At 55.5% G+C, this 18,790-nt stretch carries 19 protein-coding genes and 1 tRNA gene; 14 read left to right on the forward strand and 6 right to left on the reverse strand.

Going from position 1 to position 18,790, the window contains the following annotated elements:
- The 7 genes from PKC29_02860 to PKC29_02890 form a co-directional block, all read left to right on the forward strand.
- Positions 1–569, forward strand: a 569-nt coding sequence (locus PKC29_02860; protein HML94353.1) for a hypothetical protein, incomplete at its 5' end; no start/stop codon positions are given.
- A 222-nt stretch (positions 570–791) separates the two neighbouring features.
- Positions 792–1,133, forward strand: coding sequence for a hypothetical protein (locus PKC29_02865; protein HML94354.1), 342 nt, complete (start codon positions 792–794; stop codon positions 1,131–1,133).
- A gap of 118 nt (positions 1,134–1,251) precedes the next feature.
- Positions 1,252–1,335 (forward strand) — tRNA-Leu (locus PKC29_02870).
- Positions 1,336–1,363: 28 nt separating this feature from the next.
- Entirely contained in the window at positions 1,364–1,837 is a 474-nt protein-coding gene (locus tag PKC29_02875; GenBank protein HML94355.1) for a cupin domain-containing protein, read from the forward strand.
- Positions 1,838–1,877: 40 nt separating this feature from the next.
- Entirely contained in the window at positions 1,878–2,681 is an 804-nt protein-coding gene (locus PKC29_02880; protein ID HML94356.1) for an NYN domain-containing protein, read from the forward strand.
- Positions 2,682–2,830: 149 nt separating this feature from the next.
- Complete coding sequence (locus PKC29_02885; GenBank protein ID HML94357.1) at positions 2,831–3,331, forward strand: copper resistance protein NlpE N-terminal domain-containing protein; 501 nt, start codon at positions 2,831–2,833, stop codon at positions 3,329–3,331.
- A gap of 27 nt (positions 3,332–3,358) precedes the next feature.
- Entirely contained in the window at positions 3,359–4,096 is a 738-nt protein-coding gene (locus PKC29_02890; protein ID HML94358.1) for a class I SAM-dependent methyltransferase, read from the forward strand.
- A gap of 188 nt (positions 4,097–4,284) precedes the next feature.
- Here PKC29_02890 and PKC29_02895 read toward each other — a convergent pair whose 3' ends face one another.
- The 3 genes from PKC29_02895 to PKC29_02905 form a co-directional block, all read right to left on the reverse strand.
- Positions 4,285–4,491: a hypothetical protein gene (locus PKC29_02895; GenBank protein ID HML94359.1), complete on the reverse strand. Its 207-nt coding sequence runs from the start codon at positions 4,489–4,491 to the stop codon at positions 4,285–4,287.
- A gap of 201 nt (positions 4,492–4,692) precedes the next feature.
- Positions 4,693–5,706, reverse strand: a complete 1,014-nt coding sequence (gene fbp, locus PKC29_02900) for a class 1 fructose-bisphosphatase (GenBank protein HML94360.1) — start codon at positions 5,704–5,706, stop codon at positions 4,693–4,695.
- A 94-nt stretch (positions 5,707–5,800) separates the two neighbouring features.
- Positions 5,801–6,475, reverse strand: coding sequence for a CvpA family protein (locus PKC29_02905; protein HML94361.1), 675 nt, complete (start codon positions 6,473–6,475; stop codon positions 5,801–5,803).
- Positions 6,476–6,616: 141 nt separating this feature from the next.
- On the opposite strand from PKC29_02905, the gene PKC29_02910 reads away from it, so the two are divergent.
- Positions 6,617–7,600 (forward strand): polyprenyl synthetase family protein, encoded by a 984-nt coding sequence (locus PKC29_02910; GenBank protein ID HML94362.1) that lies wholly within the window; start codon positions 6,617–6,619, stop codon positions 7,598–7,600.
- Here PKC29_02910 and rimI read toward each other — a convergent pair.
- From rimI to PKC29_02925, 3 genes are all read right to left on the reverse strand, one after another.
- A complete protein-coding gene (gene rimI, locus PKC29_02915; protein ID HML94363.1) occupies positions 7,597–8,064 on the reverse strand; it encodes a ribosomal protein S18-alanine N-acetyltransferase in 468 nt (155 codons plus the stop codon). The genes PKC29_02910 and rimI overlap by 4 nt on opposite strands.
- Positions 8,065–8,143: 79 nt before the next feature.
- Positions 8,144–10,264: a methylmalonyl-CoA mutase gene (scpA, locus tag PKC29_02920; GenBank protein ID HML94364.1), complete on the reverse strand. Its 2,121-nt coding sequence runs from the start codon at positions 10,262–10,264 to the stop codon at positions 8,144–8,146.
- Between the two features lie 17 nt (positions 10,265–10,281).
- A complete protein-coding gene (locus PKC29_02925) occupies positions 10,282–12,300 on the reverse strand; it encodes a methylmalonyl-CoA mutase family protein (protein HML94365.1) in 2,019 nt (672 codons plus the stop codon).
- Between the two features lie 248 nt (positions 12,301–12,548).
- On the opposite strand from PKC29_02925, the gene PKC29_02930 reads away from it, so the two are divergent.
- The 6 genes from PKC29_02930 (at position 12,549) to PKC29_02955 (ending at position 18,574) form a co-directional block, all read left to right on the forward strand.
- Positions 12,549–14,699, forward strand: a complete 2,151-nt coding sequence (locus PKC29_02930) for a cytochrome c/FTR1 family iron permease (GenBank protein HML94366.1) — start codon at positions 12,549–12,551, stop codon at positions 14,697–14,699.
- A gap of 241 nt (positions 14,700–14,940) precedes the next feature.
- Positions 14,941–15,336, forward strand: coding sequence for a hypothetical protein (locus PKC29_02935; GenBank protein HML94367.1), 396 nt, complete (start codon positions 14,941–14,943; stop codon positions 15,334–15,336).
- A 181-nt stretch (positions 15,337–15,517) separates the two neighbouring features.
- Positions 15,518–16,468 carry an IS1595 family transposase gene (locus tag PKC29_02940; GenBank protein HML94368.1) on the forward strand — a complete coding sequence of 317 codons (951 nt, stop codon included), beginning with the start codon at positions 15,518–15,520 and terminating at the stop codon, positions 16,466–16,468.
- A gap of 29 nt (positions 16,469–16,497) precedes the next feature.
- Positions 16,498–17,481: a DNA (cytosine-5-)-methyltransferase gene (gene dcm, locus PKC29_02945; GenBank protein ID HML94369.1), complete on the forward strand. Its 984-nt coding sequence runs from the start codon at positions 16,498–16,500 to the stop codon at positions 17,479–17,481.
- Positions 17,432–18,172, forward strand: coding sequence for a hypothetical protein (locus tag PKC29_02950; protein HML94370.1), 741 nt, complete (start codon positions 17,432–17,434; stop codon positions 18,170–18,172). The genes dcm and PKC29_02950 overlap by 50 nt, the downstream gene beginning before the upstream one ends.
- Complete coding sequence (locus tag PKC29_02955; GenBank protein HML94371.1) at positions 18,173–18,574, forward strand: very short patch repair endonuclease; 402 nt, start codon at positions 18,173–18,175, stop codon at positions 18,572–18,574. It abuts the gene before it with no gap.
- Positions 18,575–18,790: the final 216 nt, after the last annotated feature.

Genomic DNA, 18,790 nt, shown 5'->3' on the forward strand with positions numbered 1-18,790 from the left:
GGCAGAGTTCCTTAAATCCTGTCCCCGAATTACTTAACATCTACAGCAATGACGGCACCGGCGACGACGCGTCATTGCAAGGGAGCGCAGTATGCGACCGCGGCAATCTCACGGATATAAGCATCGTTGCCGAAGCACCATTAAGCCACCTGACGGATTTTACAGTTAGTGAGACAAACTTGTCATATACCCCTTCAGAATTTGAAGACCCCCCTTCAAATAATGAAGCCCCGGGGGTTCAAAATTTGAACCCTAAGGAATACACAGTTGAAGGAAGGCTCAGAAAGGAAAACACAGTAAAAGAAGAAGCACGCAAAAAGACAAAGCGCGTGCATGAAGAAGCTGGCGCTTCTTCGTCTCCGCCCTCTCGATTAGATGATAATAGTGTAACGCTGCTCGACGTGGCGAATCACATGGATACCCTCTCGCCGGAGGAGCGTAGAAGATTCGACGCCGAGGCATTCAGGCTCGGAAAGCCCGGCGAGCCCGACCCGGGGGAGAACCTGTGGCAGAAGCGGCTCCTGCGTGTGAGGCATTTGAAGAGGCTCAGGGAGGGGGGATACGAATGAAACTTCTGGTATGAACCACACAAAATATATTAATGATATAATCTGCAATTATGATAGTTCATTTTCTTCAATCAATTATAGGATCGTCATTATTTCAGGGGCTTGTTGGTGCAGCCACCATTCTTGGTTTTATCGCTATTTTTTTTCAGATGCGTCGCGATTCTATCGATGTTAGAGTTTCTAGGACAATGGATTTAAAATAAAGATTATCACGACCTCATCATGTGGCCAAAAGATGGCAAAATACCTGTGAAGCATGAACTAGAGGATTATAGAAAGAATTATGAGAAACAACTTAACTTTCTGTATGAACTGGCAAGGTACTGGGGAAGAGGCTTGGTAGACAAGCAGATTCTAAAAGATGAATTGGCTGCGAAAATTGCTTTTGAAACTTTTAATTTGTTAGACGCAAACCAAAGATTTTATAAGGATGAAACACAATATGTTGACCGACTTAAAATATTAGTGGAAATGAGAGATGAAATTGTGATGAAAGATCCAATGAATTATAAGCTCGTGAAATTCTGGAAAAGTTTAGGGGTTAAAAAATATTATTATCCTTAGTGTGAATAATTGAGCAGTTATCTTTCCCTATTATGGTTCCCTATTGAACCAAAACGCGGACGCTGTAAAATACATTCCTTCCTGTTATTATTTCCAGGTAGTTCGTGACATGTTGTCAGCCCGGGTGGCGGAATAGGTAGACGCAAGGGACTTAAAATCCCTCGGGTTCGCGCCCGTGCCGGTTCGAGTCCGGCCCCGGGCATGCAATGCCATCGGAGCAGGGGGAAATCATGGATCAGGCTACTACCGCAGTTAATCCTTCCGAAGAAATTATAAATATCGGCCCATTGGAGATCAGGTTTCTCCTCACGGGCGGAGATTGTAACGGCAGCGTTTCGATGTTCGAGGTGCTCGTCCCGGCGGGGCAGAAGCTGGCGGCGCCCGCCCACAGGAACGACGCCTTCGAGGAAATCCTCTACGGCGTCGAGGGCGTGCTGACCTGGACGGTGGACGGCGTCCCGATAGAGGTCGGCCCGGGGCAGTCGTTATGCATCCGTCCGGGGGCGCTCCACCGCTTCGATAATTTCACCGGCGAAGACGTAAAACAGCTCGTCGTCATCAGCCCCGCGATACTGGGCCCCGAGTACTTCCGCGAAGCCGCCGAAGTTATCAACGCCGCCGGCGGAGGGCCGCCCGACATTGCCGCGATGCTGGAAGTCTTCAGGCGTCACGGAATGACCGTACCCCCGCCGCCGAGTAAATAGCGGGCCCTGCCGGTTCGAGCCCGGCCTTGGGGCATGCGTTTTGATAGAGACAAAAATCTTCCTGTATATGGTCAAAAGGGATAAACGTATCTTTACAAAACAGACCCGGTGTCTTATATTAATTGATATATCATCCCTTAGAGCTATCGGCTTTAAGGCCCCGGGTTGCCTGTGCTCCCGGGTTTTTTATTTAATGACTACACCCTCCCAAAACGTTTCGACAGAAGAACGAGTTATATTTCTTGTCGATGGTTTCAATCTCTACCATGCCCTGGACTCAATGAGTTCCAAGCGCTCGGTATTCAAGACATATAAGTGGCTGGATTTAAGAGCCCTGTGTAGCAAATTCACAACCAGCAATCAGATTATCGAAGGTATTTTTTACTTTACTGCTTTAGCTCCATGGTCTCCTACTAAACGCATAAGGCATGAGATTTATATTTCCGCTCTTGAGTCCACCGGAGTCAGAACTGTATACGGAGATTTCAGGAGAGTAACAAGGCATTGCCCGAGATGCGGCGACTACGAGACTTACGAAGAGAAGAAGACCGACGTTAATATTGCGATTCATTTGTTTAAGCTCGCCTCGAAGAATAAATATGACAAATTAGTCCTCGTCACGGGCGATAGTGATATAATCCCCTCGATCGCGGCTGTAAGGGGTCTCTATCCTGAGAAAAAAGTCGGAGTCGCGATACCCATTGGCCGTAGGGCCGAAGATTTGAAAAGCAACTGCGACTTCAATTTCAAAATCAAGGAAAAACATTTGGCAACCAGCATTCTGCCCGACAGTATTACTTTGCAGAATGGAAGAATAATCACACGTCCTGTCGAGTGGACCTGACGCACCTCTCTTCGTCCACATCCCTGGCGGCCCCGGCCCCAGGCGTCTTCTTTTAATTCCGTGAAAATTGTTTTATCTGCCCGAAGGCGGGTCGCACGAAGTGCGTAAAAGCCTGCGTGTCCCGGCGCTCCATGTGTTAATATGGTTTCGTGAATGTTGCACGTACCATTGTGTTTTTCCTCGTTCTCGTCGTCTTCCTCGCGGGCGGGGCGTTCTGGCTGAGGAGCGCGTATTTCGGCGGGGACGCGGCCACGGAGGACTTTCTCTTCCGGCCCGCGAACAGCCTCGGCGACCCTCTTTTCGGCGTCTTCGAGGGCCGCGCGCCGTGCGGGAACGAGGACTGCAGCGCTCTCAAGATCGGGCTCGCGCTCTACCGGGACGACGTGACATGGGTGCCGACGACTTATCGGCTCGTCCGCGTATACGTCGGCAAGAGCGGCGAGCAGCACGTGAGCGAGGGCGGATGGAAGGTCGAGGGCGACGTCGAGGGCTATCCCGACTCGATGGTTTACGAGCTCGATGCGAACGCGCCCGCCGAGCTCAGGTCGTACTGGGCGATAAACGACGACCTCATTCTCATCCTCGACAAAAAGGGGAGGCCGCGCGTCGGCGACGCCGCGTTCGGATACCTGCTCAACAGGACGCAGTGAAATTCTCCGGTAATGCCGTGACCCGCCATGAGTGAATACGATCCGATAGATCTACTATTCGGCGGTATGCGCCAGCTCGGCCCCGGCGGGGACGTTTACACCCTCGCCGTCCTGCGCGGGCTTCCCGAAAGGCGGTACGGCGCCGTCGTAGACGCGGGCTCGGGCACGGGGCGGCAGACTATCGCGCTCGCGCGGGGGCTCGGCACGGTAGTCCACGCCGTCGATTCGCACGGGCCCTTCCTCGACGAGCTCCGCCGACGCGCGTCGGAAGCGGGCGTCGGGCGCCTCGTCGAAACGCACCTGATGGACATGGCGGACATACCGCGCGCGTTCGGCAATATAGACCTGCTATGGTCGGAGGGCGCGGCGTACGGCATCGGGTTCGAGAACGCGCTCCGCACATGGGCCCCCGCGGTCGGCGCGGGCGGGTTCATCGTCGCGAGCGAGCTTACGCTCCTGGACGGGGACCCTCCTCCGCGCGCGGCGAAATTCCTCGCGCGCGTGTATCCGGCTATACAAACCGTGGAGAAGAATGTCGAGGCCGGCCAGGCCGCCGGACTGAGAGCCGCCGCTACCCGCACGCTCCCCCGCGAGGCGTGGACCCGGGGCTACTACGACGCGCTCGGGCCGCGCGCGGAGAGCCTGAAAAATCATCCCGACGCTTCGGTGCGCGAGATGGCCGCCGAGACGCTGGAGGAGATAGAGGTATTCGAATCCTCCGGTGGAAGTTACGGCTACGTCTTCTACGGGTTCGAGCGCGTGTGACGCAATCACTCGCAACCTGAAAACCTGGCGAACCGCGCAATGTGCGATACAGCGAGCGCAGCGATAGTGAAAGCGCCCTCCGTATCGAAGAGCGCTTATCTTTTTGTCGGAATTGAAGTCGGAATTACGAAATTGAAATTTGTGTGGCCTTAGCTGGAAATGATGCGTGACGTATTAACGGATGGAAATCAGTTGATGATGTTTTTCTCTTCTTCCCGTCCCCATTCTTCGTCCTCGTCCTCATCATCTTCGTCGTCCCATTCTTCGTCGTCCTCATCGAACAGGTCGTCGTCTTCGTCCTCGTCCCAGGATTCTTCGTCCTCGTCCTCGTCCCAATCTTCCTCGTCGTCATCCCAGTCATCGTCTTTAACAAGCAATTCAAGTTCGATGTACATATGAAATCTCCCTGGAGCAATAATTTATCTGAAACGATACATCCTGACATGGAAAAGTCAAGAGAGTTTCGGGGGCCTGAACACGGCGCTAACACGTTTGAATTTTTGTGAAAATTTTGCGCATCCCGACGGGCCGCGGAAACGAGCGAAGGGCGTGATTTTTCCGCGTGGCGGGCCGTATTCGAGGGGCCTCCGAATGCGTCAGCAGCCGCCGAATTTCTGGATGAATTCCTCGGCCTTGAGGACCATATCCTCGGAGCCGATGAAGATGGGGGTGCGCTCGTGGAGCTCCGTCGGCTGTATGTCGAGGATCCTCCGCGCGCCGTCCGTCGCCCTGCCGCCCGCCTGCTCGACGACGAAGGCCATGGGGTTGCATTCGTAGAGGAGACGGAGCTTGCCCTTGGGGGCTTCCGTCGTGCCGGGGTACATGAATATGCCGCCCTGTATGATGTTCCTGTGGATGTCGGCGACCATGGATCCGATGTACCGCGCCGAGTAGGGGCGGTTCGTCGCCTTGTCGATGTCCCTGCAGTAGCGGAGGTATTGTTTCAGGCCCTCGGTGAAGCTGAGGAAGTTGCCCTGGTTTACGGAGTACGTCTTCCCCGTTTTCGGGATGATCATGTTCGGGTGCGAGAGGCAGAACTCGCCGATGGACGGGTCGAGCGTGAAGCCGTTCACGCCGTAGCCCGTCGTGTAGACGAGCATCGTGGACGAGCCGTATATAATGTACCCCGCGGCCGCCTGCCGGCTCCCCTTCTGGAGGAAATCCTCGATGGTGAGCGGGCCGTCTTCGGGCGACACCCTTTTGTATATGGAGAAGATCGTGCCGACGGAAATGTTGACGTCGATGTTGGACGAGCCGTCGAGCGGGTCGAGCGCGACGATATAGTTCGCGACCTTCGATACCTCGTCGTGGAAGGTGATGAAGTCCTTGTTCTCCTCGGAGGCGACGCCCCTGCACTGCCCGCCGAGCTCGAGCGCGGCGATGAATCTCGTGTTGGCGAAGACGTCGAGCTTCTTCACTTCCTCGCCCTGGACGTTCGTCATCCCGGCGCTGCCCAGAATATCGACGAGGCCGGCCTTGTTCACCTCGCGGTTCACCACCTTGGCCGCGAGGCCGAGGTCGCGGAGCAGCCTCGACAGGTCACCCCGCGCGTAGGGGTATTCCGTCTGTTTTCGTATTACGAATTCGTCCAGTGTCTCGACGCCTATCATAGCGCCTTAATATTACCAAAATTCGGGGACTTGTGAAACGGCCCGTGCGCGCGGCGGTGAAAACGCGAGGGCGCTGGCCGGGGGCGCGGGTGCGTTACTCCGCACCGCCCGCGGTATTCGGCCCGGGGGATTCCCCGGGCGGCGCGGACGGTGAACCCGTGGGTGTACCCGGCGGTGCTCCGGGGAGCGCGCCGCCGCCGAGGATTTCCTTTAGGGCGTCCGAATCCGTGAGCCTCATCGCGGCCTCGAATCCCTCCTTCCGAATCAGCTCCCTCGCCTTTTCGACGCTCGCGCCGAGGTCTTCGGGCAAAAGCGCCTTGGCCACGCGCGAGCCTTCGTCGAGATGCGGGAGGACCACGGAATCCTCGAACACGGGATTATCTTGCGAATAGAAGAAGCCGAGGGCCGAGACGAGCATGAGCGCCGTCATCGCCCCGAAGACGGCCCCGAGCGCGCCGCCCGCGAGCCTGTTCAAAAGCCCGAGCCGGAGGGCGCCCGTCAGCTTCGCCGTTAGCCAGCCGATGAGCTGTACCGCAATATAGAACAGGACGACGAGCGCGGCGAAGCCTATGACGTTCGCCATGGGCTCGTTTTCCACGACGCCGCGCGCCGTGAGCTCCCGCCCGAGGGCGCCGTAGAACATGATCCCCGCTGCGAGGCCGGCGACGAGCGCGAGGACGGAGAAGACCTGGCTTATGAGGCCGCGCCGGATTCCGACGAGGGTGAAGACAGTGATTATCGCGAGGAGCGTGATGTCGAGCCAGTGCATGGGGGTGCGTGTAATTTTAGCTGATTATACCGCGCCGTGTCATCGCCGCACGCGATTGTTCGTGAGATAATTTTATCGTGAAATACCGCCCGGTTATATTTATTTTGACTTATATATGCAGTTCAGATAATTTAACAGGCGATGGATTTTTCCGAAATCATCTCCGTCGTAAATCCAGAGCTGGACGAGGTTGAGCAGGAGCTCGAGCTCAACATCAAGTCGCCCGTTCCGCTGGTCTACGAGATCTCGAAATACCTCCTCGGGAGCGGGGGCAAGAGGCTCCGTCCGTCCGTGGTCCTCCTCGCGAGCGGCGCGTGCGGGCTAACGGGGGGTGCGGAAAGGGTTTACGCCGGGGCGGCGCTGGAGCTTATCCACACCGCTACGCTCCTCCACGACGACGTCGTGGACGAGGCGAATCTCAGGCGCGGCAGGCCCGCGTCGAACGTCGTATGGGGGAACAAGGCCACGGTGCTCGTCGGCGACTTCATGCTGGCGAGATCGCTCGGGCTCATACAGGCGTGCGGGAGCCTCGAGCTCATAAAGGCCGTGACGGACGCGGCGGCCAGGCTCGCCGAGGGGCAGGTGCTTGAAGTGATGAGCGCCAGCAACATGCTCGAAGTGTCCGAAGAGGTCTGCTTCGGGATAATCGAGAACAAGACGGCGTCCCTCATCGAAAGCTGCGGGCGCGTGGGCGCGGTCCTCGCCGGGGCGGACGAAGGGGCGAAGAGCGCGCTTTCGGCGTACGGGTTCGACATAGGCGTCGCGTTTCAATTAGTCGATGACGCGCTCGATTATTCGTCCACCGAGAAGGAGTTCGGGAAGGGCGTCGGGCAGGACCTCGTCGAGGGGAAGATGACGCTCCCGCTCCTGTATTCGCTGGGGCAGTCCACGGAGGCCGAGAGGGAGAAGGCGGACGCTATTCTCTCGGACGGGGACGGATTTTCGGACGAGGACCTTGCGTTCGTAAGGGGGCTCGTCGATAAGTACCGCGGGGTGGACAGGACGATAGACGCCGCGAAGGATTTCATACACAAGGCCCGGACGGCCGCGTCCGCGCTGCCCGAGAACGGCTATAAAAAATCACTCCTCATGCTTGCCGATTACGTCGCCGAGAGGAAGAGCTAGGCTTCCTTCTTTTTCAGATCGTACATCATGACGTAGGCGTCTTCGCCCGTGTCGGAATAGTATTTCCGCCTCGTGTGAATGGTGCGGAACCCGAGCTTTTCGTAGAGCGTCCTCGCGCCGAGGTTCGACACCCTGACTTCGAGAATGGCTATGTTGAGCCCTTTGGCGGCCGCCTTGCCGAGGCAGCTCCGCATGATCTTTTCGCCGAGCCCCATGTTCCTGAAGTCCGGGTGCACCGCTATGTTCAGGATGTGTATTTCGTCGAGGACCGTCCACGTGAAGATGTACCCGACGACCATGCCGCCGAACCTGAGGACCTCGTTGTAGTATTTGCCCGAGAGTATCTCCCTTTCCAGCACTCGCCTCGGCCAGGGCGTGGGGAAGCTCACGTTCTCGATGGCCACGATGCCGTCGAGGTCGCTTAATTTCGTGCTGCCGAGCTCGTAGCCGGGGGCCTTTTCCATACTAATATTGTTTCAGACGGCGGGGCCGATGTCTATACGGGATTGATTAAGACCGGCACGCCGGTTCGTGTGTTTCGGGTCAGCTCCCCGGGCTCATCCCCCCTATGAGGATGCCGAGTATCTCCTGCGCGGCGACGGATATCACCGTGCCCGGCCCGAAGACGGCCGTGACGCCGGATTCGTAGAGAAATTCGTAGTCCTGCTTCGGTATGACGCCGCCGACTACCACCATTATGTCGCCCCGGCCGAGCTTCCTGAGCTCGCTTATTAGCCCGGGGACGAGGGTTTTGTGCCCTGCCGCGAGGCTCGACACGCCGACTACGTGGACGTCGTTCTCGACGGCCTGGCGCGCGGCTTCGAGCGGGGTCTGGAACAGCGCGCCGATATCGACGTCGAAGCCTAAATCGGCGAAGCTCGTCGCGATTATCTTCGCGCCCCTGTCGTGGCCGTCCTGCCCCATCTTGGCGACGAGTATCCTGGGCCTACGTCCCGCCTTCTTCGCGAACCTGTCCGACATCTCGCGCGCCTTCCGGAATTCCCTGTCCTGGGACATCTCGCCGGAGTAGACGCCGGATATCGAGCGTATGACGGCGACGTAGCGCCCGAAGACCTTCTCGCAGGCGTCGGATATCTCGCCCAGGGTGGCGCGCTTGCGCGCGGCGTCCACGGCGAGCTCAAGGAGATTTCCGTCGCCCGTTTCGGCGCACCTGGTTATGGCTTCGAGGGCGAGCCTTACGGCCTTCGCGTCGCGCTCCTTCTTCAGCTTCTTGAGGCGCTCGATCTGCGCCTTACGGACGAGCGTGTTGTCCACTTCGAGTATTTCTATGTCGGAATCCTGACCGGACTGGAATCTGTTGACACCGACGATGACGTCCTGCCCCGAGTCTATCCTCGCCTGCTTCCTCGCGGCGGCCTCTTCGATACGCATCTTCGGGAGGCCGGTCTCTATGGCCCTGGCCATGCCGCCGAGGGACTCTATCTCCTCGATGTGCGCCCAGGCGCGGCGGGCTATCTCGCCCGTCAGATACTCGACGTAGTAAGAGCCCGCCCAGGGGTCTATCGACTTGCAGACGTTCGTCTCTTCCTGGAGATATATCTGCGTGTTCCTCGCTATGCGCGCCGAGAAGTCCGTCGGCAGAGCTATCGCCTCGTCGAGGGCGTTCGTGTGGAGGGACTGCGTGCCTCCCAAGACGGCGGCGAGGGCCTCGACGCACGTCCTTACCGCGTTATTGAAAGGGTCCTGCTCGGTGAGGCTCCAGCCCGACGTCTGGCAGTGCGTCCTGAGCGCCATCGATTTCGGGTTCTCCGGGCCGAATCTTTTTATGAGCTTCGCCCAGAGCATCCTCGCGGCGCGCATCTTGGCAATCTCCATGAAGTGGTTCATGCCGATGCCCCAGAAGAACGAGATGCGGGGCGCGAAGTCGTCTATCTTCATCCCTGCGCTTATGCCGGCGCGGACGTATTCGAGGCCGTCGGCGAGCGTGTAGGCGAGCTCGATGTCGGACGACGCCCCGGCCTCTTCCATGTGGTAGCCGCTGACGCTGATGGAGTTGAATTTCGGCATGTTCCCGGCCGTGTACTTGAATATGTCGGCGATGATCCGCATGGAAGGCGCGGGGGGGTAGATGTACGTATTCCGCACCATGAATTCCTTGAGTATGTCGTTCTGTATGGTGCCGCTGAGATCGGCGTGCCTGACGCCCTGCTCCTCGCCCGCGACGATGTAAAAGGCGAGGACGGGCAGCACCGCGCCGTTCATGGTCATCGATACGGAAATCTCTTCGAGCGGGATCCTGTCGAAGAGTATCTTCATATCGAGTATGGAGTCTATCGCGACTCCCGCCTTGCCGACGTCGCCCACTACCCTCTCGTGGTCGGAGTCGTATCCCCTGTGCGTCGGGAGGTCGAAAGCCACGGAAAGCCCCTTCTGTCCCGCGGCGAGGTTCCGCCTGTAAAACGCGTTCGATTCCTCGGCCGTCGAGAACCCGGCGTACTGGCGTATGGTCCACGGGCGCGTCGTGTACATGGACGCGTACGGGCCGCGGAGATAGGGCGCGATGCCGGCGGCGTAGTGGAGGTGCTCCATTCCGAGGAGGTCCTTTTCGGTGTAGACGTCGCCGACCGGAATCTCCTCGGGGGTCATCCAGTCGCGGTTCGAATCGGTGGATTTCCCGCTGCCGTTTTTCTTCCTGTAATCGATGCCTGTAAAGTCGGGTTTCAAGACCTGTCACCTCTCACCGAATCTATTCCCGAAATCCGCTGGAATTTTTCGAGGGCTTCGGCGGCGTTAGAGTGCGCGTGAATGAAATCGTCTACGCCCGCCGCTCTCAGCTCTTCTATATGTTCTTTAGGATTTCCGGCGACGACGATATACGCGTCCGAATTACCGTCCTTTATAAGTTTGCAGATTTCAGGGGCGAGCTCCGGGTATTCCTTGTCGGAGCTGCAAATGACGATTATGCGCGCGCCGCTCCTGAGGGCGTCTTCCGCGCTGCTCTCTACAGTCTCGTGCGGCTCGCCCTCCACCACCCTGAACCCGGCGCATCCGAAGAAGTTGGTCGAGAATGTCGCCCGAGCGTTACGCATCGATACGCTCCCGATCGGGAGGAGATACACCGCCGGGGTCTCGCCCGTCTTCTTCGCGTGCTCGATCGTCTTCAGACGTAGCGACTCGAAAGCCGCCGCACCCCTGTAGGGCGTGAGAGGCGGGGCTACAGGCTCGGAGTCCCCTTCGGGCACTGCGTCGCCGAGTGTCGCTCCCTTTTTCGAGAGGCGCTCCTTCAACTTTGCGACGGACGAGAACGGCCCGCCCGGTTTCTTTCCGCGTTTGAGAGCGGTTTCGGAAACGGGGCCTGAAATGTCGGGCTCCTTTTCCGTCGTGTTAGGGTACTGGTTCACGCCGACGAAGACGTCGGCCCTCGCCGCAATGCGTGCGTCCCTTTCGGCCCTCGTCTTCGAAATGCGCTCCTGTATGAATCCGTTCTTGAAGGCCGCTACGAAGCCGTCCTGCTTCTCGACTTCGAGGAATAACTCGAGTGACGCCCCGGCTATCGAGTCCGTGAGCCTTTCTATATAATACGAGCCCGAAGCCGGGTCCCTGACGCGGTCGAGGTAGGATTCGTGCTTCAAGATGAGCTGTGTGTTCCGCGCCATGCGGAGGGTGAACCCGTCCGGCTGCTTGTACGCCGAGTCGAGCGGGAGGACGCTCACCGCCTCGCCGCCTCCTATGGACGCGGCCATGGCCTCGACCGTCCCTCGCAGCAGGTTCACGTAGGGATCGAAGACCGTCTTGTTCCACGAAGACGTGCGGGCCTCCAGCTTCATTTTCTTCGACTCCTCGCGCGCGGGCCCGTACCTGTCCATAATCTCGGCCCAGAGTAGCCTCGCCGCCCTCAGCTTCGCTATCTCCATGAAGTAGTTCGAGCCGACGGAGAAGGAGAACTTCGTCTGCGCCGCTATCGTGTCGGGGGAAAGGCCCCCGGACGTGAGGCGGCTCATGTATTCGACGCCGGACGCGAGGGTGAACGCGAGCTCCTCGACGGCCGAAGCGCCGGAGTCGTGAAAGACGCTCCCGTTAACGAGTATCGATTTGAGGTGCGCCGCGTGCTCCGCGAGATACGAGACAAGGATTCCGAGCTCTTTGAAAGATTCGTCTTCGCCGCCCGGGAAGCGCCCCGTCAGCGCGAAGCGTCCCAGAATGTCGGCCTCGATGGAGCCCGCGAGCTTCGAGATATCAGCGCCGCGCTTTTCGGCTTCGATGAGGAATAGCGCGAGTATGGCCGCCGCGCCGTCTCCGGCCCTGAAGTTGACGGCCACCTCTTCGAGCGGAATTTTCTTCAGGAGCTTCGTCATGTCCGAAGCCGTCCGGAGGGGGATGCCGTATATCGCGCCGCCCCTGACGTCGCAAATGAAAGTCAGCGAGTCGGCACCGTTTTCTATGGCGTCGAGCGCCAGCTTGTTGGCCTCGGCAGGGGATGGGGCCGTGACGAGCTCGTCTATCCGCCAGGGGTTCCTGCCGCCTGCCGCGCCCCTGACGTAGGGGAATTCGCCGGGCAGGGCGCCCGTCAGGTATTCGAGGCCGTCCATGTCCTCCGCGGTGTAAAAGGGCTTTACAGTGAAGCCCTCGTACGGCTTCCAGTCGAGGACGGAGACGTCCTTCCCCTTGAGGTCTTTCGTGATTTCCTTTTCCCAGTCCGAGGGGCTGACGGGCGGAAACTCTTCGAACAGCTTTTTCATAGCGTCTTCTTTTCCATATATTAATTTTTATTGAATACCGTTATTTATGATTATCACCCACGGGACTCAATAATAATAATTAAAACTCGGGTCCATGCAACCCGGCCTTCTTGACACCATAGGGTTATGCGGTAATCTTTAAAATTCCGCCCAATTGATATTCATTTTCAACTTCCCGGCGGGCCTTTTTTATGGGATTTACGGAGAATGAAGGCCTCCGGCGCGAGCACGAAATCGAGAGGGGTTAGATGAGAAAAACTGCTATAATATCCGTGGCCGCAGTCCTGCTGCTCCTTGTTTTCGCCCTGCCTTCGTACTCCTCCCCGCCCGAAGCCAAGAGGATACTCTCGCTCGTCGATTACATCGGGGGCGATTACCGTAACGCCGTAAGCGGCGGCGAGATAATAAACGGCGACGAATACAGAGAGATGCTCGAGTTCTCGTCCGAGGTGGGCGGGCTCTTCTCGGACATGGAGAAGGAGGGCGGGGACAGCGCCGGGCTCGGGCCCGACCTCGCCAGGCTGAGCGGCCTTATCAAGGACAAGGCCGACCCGGCCGAGGTCGAGAGGCTTTCGGCGTCGATAAAGTCGAAGATAATAACGGCGTATAATATAGTTCCGCACCCTCCCGAGCCTCCTTCCGTCGCCAACGGGGAGGCCCTTTACGGGGCGCAGTGCTCCCTCTGCCACGGCACGGCCGGGGCCGGTGACGGCCCTGTGGCAAGCGGGCTCAATCCGGCGCCCGCGAATTTCATCGATCCCGAAGTTTCGTCCGTCCTTTCACCCTTCAAGGTTTACAACACGATGTTTTACGGCATAGCCGGGACGGGGATGCCTTCGTTTCCACAGCTCTCGGACGAGGAAAAATGGGACGTCGCCTTCTACGTGATGTCGCTCGGGTGGACCGAAGCCGACGTTTCGAAGGGCGAAGCGGCCGCTTCGGGCGTGCCGGCCGACCTGGGGGATTATAAAACCCTCGCCACCCTCTCCAACTCGGAGCTCGAAGGGAAGATATCGGAGAGCGTGAAGAACCCCGGGGACGCCGCTTTTGTCCTCGCGTACCTGAGAAAGGGGGCCGCCGCCGAGGCCCCTTCGGGCAAGTCGCCGGTCGCGCTGACGAAGTCGCTCCTCGCGGAGTCGATGGACCTCTACAAAAAGGGGGAGACGGACGCCGCCTACAAGAAGGCGCTCGACGCCTATCTCGAAGGGTTCGAGAAGGTCGAGACGGACCTCTTCGTCAAGGACAAGGCGCTCGCGACGGGTATAGAGTCGCGGTTCGGCGAGCTGCGCGGCGCGATGAAATCCGGTAAGCCCGCGGACGAGGTGCTCGCCCTCGGGAGCGTCATCGACGGCGACCTGACCACCGCGGGGACGGTCCTTACGAGCGGGGATGCGAGCACTTATATCTCGTTCGTAAACTCTTTCGCGATAATAGTCAGAGAAGGGCTCGAGGCGATTCTCATAATCGCGGCGATAATAGCCTTCATGGGGGCTTCGGGCGCGACCCGGCAGATAAAGTACATACACTACGGCTGGATACTGGCGCTCGCGGCCGGTCTCGCGACGTGGTTCCTCGCGAGCACGCTCATATCCATCAGCGGCATGCAGAGGGAGCTCATCGAAGGCATCACCTCCATCGTTGCCGCCGTCGTGCTCTTCTACGTGAGCTATTGGCTCATATCGAAGGTAGACGTGCGCGTATGGAAGCACTACATAAAGGGGAAGGTCGAAAGGGCGCTGTCCACGGGGAGCGTCGTAACGCTCGCGAGCGTATCGTTCTTCGCCGTCTACAGGGAAGCCTTCGAAACGGTCCTCTTCTACCAGGCGCTGTGGCTCCAGGCCGGGAATTCGCGCCACGCCGTCATATGGGGGGCCGTCGCGGGCGCCGCGGTCCTGGTCGTCCTTTTCTACGTGATATTCAAGCTCGCGCTCAGGATTCCGCTGAAATACTTCTTCTCCTTCACGAGCGTATTCCTTTACCTCCTGGCCTTCATACTCATAGGCAAGGGCATAAAGGAATTCCAGGAAGCGGGGATCGTCGGCATCACGCCGCTCGGCTTCCTGCCGCAGATAGACGTCCTCGGCTTCTACCCGACGCTGGAGACGGCGGTCCCGCAGGCGGTGCTGCTCCTGGCGTTTCTCTTCGCCGTCTTCTGGATGTATTCCGTTAACGGGAAGAAGCGCCCGGACGAGGCCGGTATCCCGGCCGGCGTCAGGGACATGCGGGCCGCGCTCGGGCAGATGAAGAGCGACCTCGCCGAATGGAAGGGGCGCGAGGACGGGGACGAGCTCGGGAGGAAGATAGAGGACGCGATAGCCCGCGTAGGGGACCTCGAAGAGAGGCTCTCGGACCTCGGGAGCTCGGCGTCCTCCCACGCCCACCCGCAGGGGACGAAGTAAGGCGGTGGGTACATCATGTTCACATTAACATGACTGGGATAGTCTAAACCTCGCAAAGATTATCACTTTTATCGATGCAAAAAGCTATTGGCTTCTTACCTTCCCGGAGAGCCAGTAGACCTCTGGAATTTTGGAAAGCCGGTATTATTATATTCGGTACTATTATATATGGATTTGCATGTGGACACCGAAAACCGGATTTGATAATATGATAATTAGCCGGTTCGGTTGGGAGGCGGTTGTGAACCCGAAAAATATCAGACCTAAAATAGTGATCCTGGTAATTTACAAGATAAGTGATGGGCATTGGCGGGGATTTTGCAGCCCTTACGATGTATCTTGCAACGGCGCTACGAAAAAGGGAGTACTTGAATCCTTAAAAGAATTGGTCTCTCTCTACGAAGAGGGATTGGAGCAGTACGGTTATCCAAGGCATTTGAGCATTAAACCGCTATCCGACCCGGAGGATGAGAAGGTGTTGAAAAAAGCCCTTCAGCTTATAGCAGAAACAGAAAAAGAAAAACTGACGAAAGACTATTACAAATATCAGGAACAGGAGTGTAATAAGTTTACTATTAAAAATCAGGAACACAGTCTTTCAGGATACTACTACCATCAACAACCTGCAGCAGGCTAGGATTGCCCAAGCAAACCCAAATAGAGTTTAAAGTCGTAGTTTAAGTGTATTAGAAAGTGCGCCGCCGAGAAGTTCGCCAAGTTTAAAATAATTGAGAAAAGCGGGTCCGTTATTCGGTTTGAATTGTTTGAAAAGGGAATTATATACTTGACACACACAAATAACGTGTTAGAATATAATTATGAACAAACCAAGAAAGCAAGTCAACGCGCCGCAACCCAGTTCTTTTGAATTTTTCGAGCGATTCCCCGACGAGGACTCGGCGAGAGAATACGTAGAGTCGGCAAGGTGGCCCAATGGAATTATCTGCATACACTGTGGCCATGATGAAGTTTATAAAATCCGCAAAGGAAAGCTATATACTTGCAAATCATGCAGAAAGCAGTTTACAATAAGAACAGGCACAGTAATGGAGGATTCTCATATTGCCATTCGCAAATGGTTATATGCGATGTATCTCGTTAGTACCGCCCGAAAAGGAATATCCTCAATACAGTTATCGAAAGAGCTTGGCATCACCCAGAAATCAGCTTGGTTTATGCTTCACAGAATACGAGAGGCTTGTCATATGGATGGACAAATTAGCGGCGTAGTCGAAGCGGATGAGACTTATATCGGCGGCAAAGAAAAAAACCGTCATAAGAACAAAAAGCTTGGTTTGGGACGTGGCCCGGTAGGTAAAACCGCCGTATTTGGAACGTGTAGCCGCGATGGAGAAGTGAGAGCTATGGTTATCGAGGACACCGAGGGCGAAACGATTCAAACTGCTTTATCAAAAAACGTCGCGCAAGGCTCGAAGCTGTACACGGATGAACATAGATCGTATAAAACGGTTAATGGTTATCGGCATGAATCTTTAAATCACAACATTGGCGAGTACGTCCGTGGGGAAGTTCATACTAACACCGTAGAAAGCATGTGGGCTCTAATAAAGCGCGGGCATTATGGAACCTTCCACCAGTGGAGCAAGAAACATTTAAATAGGTATATCGACGAATTTTGTTTTCGCCTGAACACAAGGGGCCTTCCCGCTTTTGATAGGAAGCCCGGAAATTGCGGCATAACGTTCTCTAGGGCACTCGTGGTAGGCATGGAGGGGCGTAGGCTGAAATACAAGGACTTAATACAATGAAGCGAGAGGAATATCCCACTTTCCCAGCAATGGTGCGGAGCGTGGTAAAATCGAAAAACCCTCCCCCGTTTTTACACGGCATCACAAGATACGTTGATATGTTCTGTGGCATTGGGGGATTTCATTTGGCGGCGTCAGCATTTGGCATGGAGTGCGTATTCGCTTGCGATATAGACGAAGAGGCTCGTCGAACTTATGAGCACAATTTTAACATTAGGCCAGAAAGCGATATTTCCCGCATTAAACCGAACAACGTACCGGATCACGACATCTTCTTCGCCGGTTTCCCTTGTCAACCATTCTCGATAATAGGGAACCGTCAAGGGTTTAGCGATATTCGCGGAACTCTGTTTTTTGAAATCGTTAGAATACTGGAAGCTAAAAGGCCGCGCGCCGTACTCTTGGAAAATGTGAAGCAATTAGTATCGCATGATAAGGGACGCACCCTAGAGCGAATTGTTCAGGAGCTGGAAAATTTAGGCTATCACATTTCATGGAAGATTTTAAATGCATTAGATTACGGGTTGCCCCAAAAACGTGAGAGAATCTTAATCGCAGGCACTTTAGACGATTTTACGGATTTCACGTGGCCGGAAGGCAATAAGCCGATGAAGCCTTTAAGTGAAATATTGGAGAAAGACCCCGACCCCAAACATTTCGTAAGCGAGCGGATTCTGAAACGCAGACAAGCCGCGCATACGAGCAAGCACAATCCTGGCATTTGGCATGAGAACAAACAGGGCAATATATCGAGCTATCCCTATTCATGCGCTTTAAGGGCCGGAGCGTCATATAATTACTTATTGGTGAATGGAGAAAGAAGGCTAACTCCCCGAGAAATGCTCCGCTTGCAAGGATTCCCGGATTCTTTTGAAATTGTTTGCAACGATACTCAAGCCAGAAAACAGGCGGGTAACGCCGTACCCGTCCCGCTAGTCAAAGCAGGTATTGAAGGAATATTGAATGTCATCGGAGCCTCCAAAACTCAAAGGAAAAAACAAAGCGCGCAATAGTCCGTACCCGCTAGGCGAGTTCCCCGATGATGTAGTTAAGGGAATCGGAAAGCTTATCGTGCATCGCTTGGCGATAGGGCATGCCGATATTAATGGAGATGATTTCGCGGGAATATTCGCCAAATCTATTAGCGGCGAGCATAGAAACAAGCCATTAGGGGTTACGGACGTAATATGGAATGGATGTTCATGGTCGGTAAAAACAATCAAGAGCGTAAAGCCATTCACTCAACCGCAAGTCAGGCTGATAGCTGGCCGAAACTCTCCCACTTATTCCTATGGCGCAACTAACCTAACAGAAGATATTCAAAAAACGGGCAGGCAAATCTTAAGCATTTGGAATGAACGAGTCAACCAATCTTTAAATGAACATGACGACTTAAGGATTGTAGTGTTAATGAGGAACATGGATACGCTAGAGTTTACGTTGTTTGAATTTGAAGCTGGTCGCTACGTTCCTTCTAACTATACTTGGCAAGAAAATAGGAACAACAATTTCGAGGGTTTTGACGCGAAAACGGGCGAGCATTGCTTTACTTGGCAACCGCATGGCTCTCAGTTCACTGTTTTCAAATCTGTTCCTGCATCGGCTTACAGGTTCCGCATCACCAAACATCCGGGTCTTATCGAGCCCCAGCATGTTTTAAGGCTGATTCAATTTAACGATGACTGGATAGAGCGTGTTACGTGAATGAGTTCAAAGTCTCACATGTCGAAAGTGAGGGCGAAAAACACTACCCCCGAAATAAAAATCAGACAGATTTTGTGGAAGATGGGCAAACGGGGTTATCGCCTGCATCGCTCCGACTTGCCGGGAAAGCCCGATATCGCTTTTATCAAGCGGAAGAAAGCCATTTTTGTACATGGCTGTTTTTGGCATGGGCATAATTGCCGCGCGGGTAGAAATACTCCCGGCACAAACACTGATTACTGGGGGCCTAAACTCGCAAGAAATCAGGCGCGAGATAAAAAACACGTTAGTGAGCTTAAATCCCTGAATTGGGATGTCCTTATTATTTGGGAGTGCGAATTGAAAAACCGGGAAGCCGTCGAAAAACGAATCAAAAACTACCTATGTGTGTCAAGTATATAATTCCCTTTGAAAATGATTCCGATGATGTACCAACTGCAATGTGGGTAATGCACAGGTCCAAATATATTTATACGGATGATTTAAAGAAGGCTTGCGCCAATCTGAAAGTTACTGAAAAAGAGTTGTTGGGATATTCCTGAGTCCTCATTAGTTCGCGGCCTATTTTCCCGGGGGCGTTTTCTTGTCCGTATTTCCATAACCATATAGAATTATCTG

It is taken from the genome of Thermodesulfobacteriota bacterium, assembly GCA_035325995.1.
Lineage (GTDB): Bacteria > Desulfobacterota_D > UBA1144 > Nemesobacterales > UBA2774 > JADLGH01.

What these genes read in the sequence shown, in the direction of transcription:
- PKC29_02865 (HML94354.1), top strand. Translation starts at nt 792, where the DNA reads ATGTGGCCAAAAGATGGCAAAATACCTGTGAAGCATGAACTAGAGGAT.
- PKC29_02875 (HML94355.1), top strand. Translation starts at nt 1,364, where the DNA reads ATGGATCAGGCTACTACCGCAGTTAATCCTTCCGAAGAAATTATAAAT.
- PKC29_02890 (HML94358.1), top strand. Translation starts at nt 3,359, where the DNA reads ATGAGTGAATACGATCCGATAGATCTACTATTCGGCGGTATGCGCCAG.
- PKC29_02895 (HML94359.1), bottom strand. Translation starts at nt 4,491, where the DNA reads ATGTACATCGAACTTGAATTGCTTGTTAAAGACGATGACTGGGATGAC.
- fbp (HML94360.1), bottom strand. Translation starts at nt 5,706, where the DNA reads ATGATAGGCGTCGAGACACTGGACGAATTCGTAATACGAAAACAGACG.
- PKC29_02905 (HML94361.1), bottom strand. Translation starts at nt 6,475, where the DNA reads ATGCACTGGCTCGACATCACGCTCCTCGCGATAATCACTGTCTTCACC.
- PKC29_02910 (HML94362.1), top strand. Translation starts at nt 6,617, where the DNA reads ATGGATTTTTCCGAAATCATCTCCGTCGTAAATCCAGAGCTGGACGAG.
- rimI (HML94363.1), bottom strand. Translation starts at nt 8,064, where the DNA reads ATGGAAAAGGCCCCCGGCTACGAGCTCGGCAGCACGAAATTAAGCGAC.
- PKC29_02925 (HML94365.1), bottom strand. Translation starts at nt 12,300, where the DNA reads ATGAAAAAGCTGTTCGAAGAGTTTCCGCCCGTCAGCCCCTCGGACTGG.
- PKC29_02930 (HML94366.1), top strand. Translation starts at nt 12,549, where the DNA reads ATGAGAAAAACTGCTATAATATCCGTGGCCGCAGTCCTGCTGCTCCTT.
- PKC29_02940 (HML94368.1), top strand. Translation starts at nt 15,518, where the DNA reads ATGAACAAACCAAGAAAGCAAGTCAACGCGCCGCAACCCAGTTCTTTT.
- dcm (HML94369.1), top strand. Translation starts at nt 16,498, where the DNA reads ATGGTGCGGAGCGTGGTAAAATCGAAAAACCCTCCCCCGTTTTTACAC.
- PKC29_02950 (HML94370.1), top strand. Translation starts at nt 17,432, where the DNA reads ATGTCATCGGAGCCTCCAAAACTCAAAGGAAAAAACAAAGCGCGCAAT.
- PKC29_02955 (HML94371.1), top strand. Translation starts at nt 18,173, where the DNA reads ATGAGTTCAAAGTCTCACATGTCGAAAGTGAGGGCGAAAAACACTACC.